A 4,110-nucleotide genomic window follows, 5' to 3' on the forward strand; every position below is an offset into this window, starting at 1 on the left:
TCCCTGATGCGGAGATCCCCATGCGCCCCTTCGGTGCCGCCCTCGCCGCGCTCCTGCTCGCGGCCTGCGTGAATGCAGGGCCCGTCGTCATGCCGGTCGGAACGGTGACGGTCCTGACCGAGGCCTATCCGGTCGAGGCGCTGGCAGACGGCAGCTGGCGCGCCCGCGTGAACGGCGCCGTCGTGCCTTGTGCCAGACCGGACCTGACCGCCTGCTACTGGTCCGTGCGCCACCACCTCCAGGCGCGGGAACTTCTCGACGATCTCGGCTGACCTTCCTGTGCGTCCGTGCAGATTGCAGCGTCCCCTCCGGGTTCACAGATTGCCGGAGTGTCGCAGAAAGGATCCGCCATGCACGCGCCTGTCGAGTTCTATTATTGGCCCACCCCGAACGGCTGGAAGATCTCCATCGCGCTCGAGGAGATGGGGCTGCCCTACAGGCTCAACCTCGTCAACATCGGCCTCGGCGAACAGTTCCGGCCGGAGTTCCTGAAGATCGCGCCGAACAACCGGATGCCCGCCATCGTCGATCCCGAAGGCCCCGATGGCGCGCCCATCGCGATCTTCGAATCGGGGGCGATCCTGCAGTACCTCGCCCGCAAGACCGGCCTGTTCCACGGCGCGACCGAGCGCGACCGGGTGGCGGTCGACCAGTGGCTGATGTGGCAGATGGCGGGCGTCGGCCCGATGGCGGGCCAGGCGCACCACTTCCTGAAATACGCGCCCGCGCTCGATCCGCCGCAGGACCTGCCCTATGCCAAGGACCGCTACCGGCGCGAGGTGGCGCGGCTCTACGGCGTGCTCGATCGCCAGCTTGGCCGCAATCGCTACGTCGCCGGCGATTTCTACTCCATCGCCGACATGGCGATCTGGGGCTGGGCCTCGCTCTGGGAAGGCCAGGGCCAGACGCTCGACGACAAGCCGCACATGGCACGCTGGCTCGACGAGGTCGGCGCGCGCCCGGGCGTGCAGCGCGGCCGCGCGCTCGCCGCCGACAAGCGGTCGAACCTGCAGGCCGACCGCAAGGCGCAGGAGGTGCTGTTCCAGCGGTGAGGGGTCAGTCGGCCGACCGATCGCGGCGGCGGTCCTCGGCCACCTCGTAGCGCTTGAAGACGCCGCCCTGCGTCAGAAAGAAGAGGAAGATCGCCGCCGTCAGGCCGAAGGTCTTGAAGTTGACCCAGGCCTCGTCGGACATCGTCCGCCAGATCGCCTCGTTGAGAACCGCGAGCCCGACGAAGAAGGCGGTGAGCCTGCGGGTCAGGATCATCCAGCCCTCGTGCTCGAGCGGCATCACCTCGTCCATCACGAGCGCGAGGTAGCTTTTCCCCCTCAGGAGGCCGAAGCCGAGCAGCCCGGCGAAGAGGAGGTAGATGAGCGTCGGCTTCATCTTGAAGAAGCGTTCGTCGTTGAACCAGATCGAGAGACCGCCGAAGACGACGACGAGCACGAGTGTCGCCACCTGCATCGGCGAGAGCCGCCCGGTCAGCCGCCAGAGGATGAGGGTCGTCACGATCATCAGCGGCACGAATCCCGCCGTCGCCAGGATGAAACCGCCATACTCCGCCCCGCCGAGGGTGACGGTATGGTCCTTCAGCCGCGTGAATGCCACGAAGAAGGCGATGACGGGACCGAGTTCGAGCCCGATCTTCAGCCACGGATTGATCTTCCTGCCCGCCATGCCCCTCACCCCGCCAGTTTCACCGTGACCGCGCCCGCCGCGATCAACGCCATCAGCCCGAGCCGTCGCGGCCCCACACGCTCGCCAAGCACGGCCCAGGCGATGAGGGCGGCGAAGACGACGGAGGTTTCCCTCAGCACTGCCGCCTCGCCTACCCGCCCGATCCGCGTCGCGAGAAGGATCGAGCCGAAGCTCGCATAGGCGACAAGGGCCCCGATGCCCCCCCGCTTCAGGAGCAGCACCGCCTCGGACGCGGGCAGCCGCCGCCAGCGGCGCCACATATAGACCGGCATCGCGATGCCGTCGATGAGGAAGAACCAGGCGAGGAAGGTGAAGGGATCGGCGGTGGCGCGGATGCCGTAGGCGTCGTAGGTCGTGTAGAGGGCGACGAAGGCCCCGGTGACGACGGCCCAGACAAGCGCCGGCACCATCGTCTCGCGGTCAGCGGTGACCGTGCGCAGGTTGTAGGCCGCGAGGCCGAAGATCCCCGTCATCAGCACCGCGACGCCGGCCCACTGGCCGGCCGTGAAGTGCTCGCCGAAGATCAGCCCCGCCCCGATCACCGCGAAGAAGGGCCCCGTGCCGCGGACGACCGGATAGACGACGCCATAGGCGCCGCGGCTGTAGGTCATGGCCTGCGCGACCTTGTAGGCGGTGTGGATGACGAAGGCGCCGGCGAAGATCGGCCACATGTGCGGCTCGGGCCAGGGCACGACGAGGAGCGCGAAGGGCGCGGCCATCGTGGCATAGGCCGCATCGATCGCGGCGCGCGAAAGCCAGGGGTCGTGGCGCCCCTTCTGCAACGCGCCGAAGAGCGCATGGAGGAAGGCTGCCATCAGCGCCAGCCCCATCGCCACCTGCCGCCCGGCATCGGTGCCTTCGAGCGAGAGGAGCCATTCCGTCATGGCGGCCCGCCCCGGAACCCGTCGCGCCGGCCCGCGTTGGGAGGGACGCCAAAGGGGGCTCGCATGGATTTCCTGATTGCCGCGCGGCTCGAATTCGCGCCCGAGGTCACAGCGACCGCGCTGCCGATCGTTGTCCTCCGCCTGCTGGCCGCCGCGGTCCTCGGCGGGATCGTCGGGTTCGAGCGCGAACTCCACGCCCGCAACGCGGGCCTGCGCACGCACATGCTGATCTCGGTCGCCGCCTGCCTCTTCGCCCTCGTCGGGCTCGAGCTCATGGCCATCGCCGAGGCCGCAGGCGACGAGGCGAAGGCCGATCCGCTGCGCCTGATCGAGGCGGTGACGGCCGGGGTGGCGTTCCTCGTCGCCGGGTCGATCATCTCCTCGGGCGGCAGGGTGCAGGGGCTGACCACCGGCGCGGGAATGTGGCTCTCGGGGGCGACCGGCCTTGCCTGCGGCACCGGCCACCTCGCGCTTGCTACGGTCTCCTCGGCGCTCGGCGTCGTCATCCTGTGGTGTTTCCGCCCGGTCTCCGACCGGATCGGCGGCAAGTAGCGATCAGGCAGCCGCATCCGTCCCCACGAGCGCGCGGGCGAAATCCTCCGGGTCGAAGGGGGCAAGGTCGTCGATCTTCTCGCCCACCCCGATCGCGTGGATCGGCAGGCCGAACCTGTCGGCCAGCGCCACGAGGACGCCGCCCTTGGCGGTGCCGTCGAGCTTGGTCATGACGAGGCCCGAGACATCGGCGATCTTGCGGAATATCTCGACCTGGCTCAGCGCGTTCTGCCCGGTCGTGGCATCGAGCACCAGGAGCGTGTTGTGCGGCGCGTCGGGGTCCTTCTTGCGGATGACGCGGACGATCTTGGCGAGTTCTTCCATCAGGTCCTGGCGGTTCTGGAGCCGCCCCGCGGTGTCGATCATCAGAAGGTCGGCGCCCTCTTCCTGCGCCCGGGTCATCGCGTCGAAGGCAAGGCTCGCCGGGTCGGAGCCTTCTGGCGCGGTCATCACCGGCACGCCGGCGCGGTCGCCCCAGACCTGGAGCTGCTCGACCGCCGCCGCACGGAAGGTGTCGCCTGCCGCGATCACCACCTTCTTGCCGGCGGCGCGGAACTGGCTGGCGAGCTTGCCGATCGTCGTGGTCTTGCCCGAGCCGTTGACGCCGACGACAAGGACCACCTGCGGCTTCCGGGGATAGAGCGGCAGGGGCCGAGCCACCGGCTCCATGATCCGCGCGATCTCGGCGGCGAGGAGGCCCTTGATCTCCGCCACCGAAAGCCTGCGGCCCATGCGCCCCTCGGCGAGGTTGGCCGCGACGCGGAGCGCCGTGTCCACGCCCATGTCCGCGCGGATCAGAAGCTCCTCGAGGCTTTCGAGCATGGCATCGTCGAGTACCCGGCGCGGCGCGGCCCCGGCCGCGGTGCCCGGCGCGGCGCGACGGAAAATCCGGCCGAGGAAACCCGGCCTGTCGGCCAGCGGTGCGTCGGACACGGCCATGTACTCGCCGGGGATTTCCATCGGACCGGTGTCCGGC

General features: G+C 69.4%; 6 protein-coding genes. 3 read left to right on the top strand and 3 right to left on the bottom strand.

Annotation, left to right across the window (positions count from 1 at the left end; genetic code table 11):
• Both F9K34_RS17385 and F9K34_RS17390 read left to right on the top strand, forming a co-directional pair.
• A partial coding sequence (locus F9K34_RS17385; protein WP_291338376.1) for a hypothetical protein occupies window positions 1–272 on the top strand: 272 nt, incomplete at its 5' end.
• A gap of 78 nt (window positions 273–350) precedes the next feature.
• On the top strand, window positions 351–1,052 hold the full coding sequence (locus F9K34_RS17390; RefSeq protein WP_291338377.1) for a glutathione S-transferase N-terminal domain-containing protein: 702 nt from the start codon (window positions 351–353) through the stop codon (window positions 1,050–1,052).
• A 4-nt stretch (window positions 1,053–1,056) separates the two neighbouring features.
• Here the strand turns inward: F9K34_RS17390 and F9K34_RS17395 are convergent, their stop codons facing one another.
• Window positions 1,057–1,677 (bottom strand): inner membrane-spanning protein YciB, encoded by a 621-nt coding sequence (locus F9K34_RS17395; RefSeq protein ID WP_291338378.1) that lies wholly within the window; start codon window positions 1,675–1,677, stop codon window positions 1,057–1,059.
• Between the two features lie 5 nt (window positions 1,678–1,682).
• Window positions 1,683–2,582, bottom strand: coding sequence for an EamA family transporter (locus F9K34_RS17400; RefSeq protein WP_291338379.1), 900 nt, complete (start codon window positions 2,580–2,582; stop codon window positions 1,683–1,685).
• A 63-nt stretch (window positions 2,583–2,645) separates the two neighbouring features.
• On the opposite strand from F9K34_RS17400, the gene F9K34_RS17405 reads away from it, so the two are divergent.
• Window positions 2,646–3,134 carry an MgtC/SapB family protein gene (locus F9K34_RS17405; protein WP_291338380.1) on the top strand — a complete coding sequence of 163 codons (489 nt, stop codon included), beginning with the start codon at window positions 2,646–2,648 and terminating at the stop codon, window positions 3,132–3,134.
• A gap of 3 nt (window positions 3,135–3,137) precedes the next feature.
• Here F9K34_RS17405 and ftsY read toward each other — a convergent pair.
• A partial coding sequence (gene ftsY / locus F9K34_RS17410) for a signal recognition particle-docking protein FtsY (protein ID WP_291338381.1) occupies window positions 3,138–4,110 on the bottom strand: 973 nt, incomplete at its 5' end.

The organism is Albidovulum sp., from assembly GCF_008933605.1.
In the GTDB taxonomy this organism is placed as follows: domain Bacteria; phylum Pseudomonadota; class Alphaproteobacteria; order Rhodobacterales; family Rhodobacteraceae; genus Albidovulum.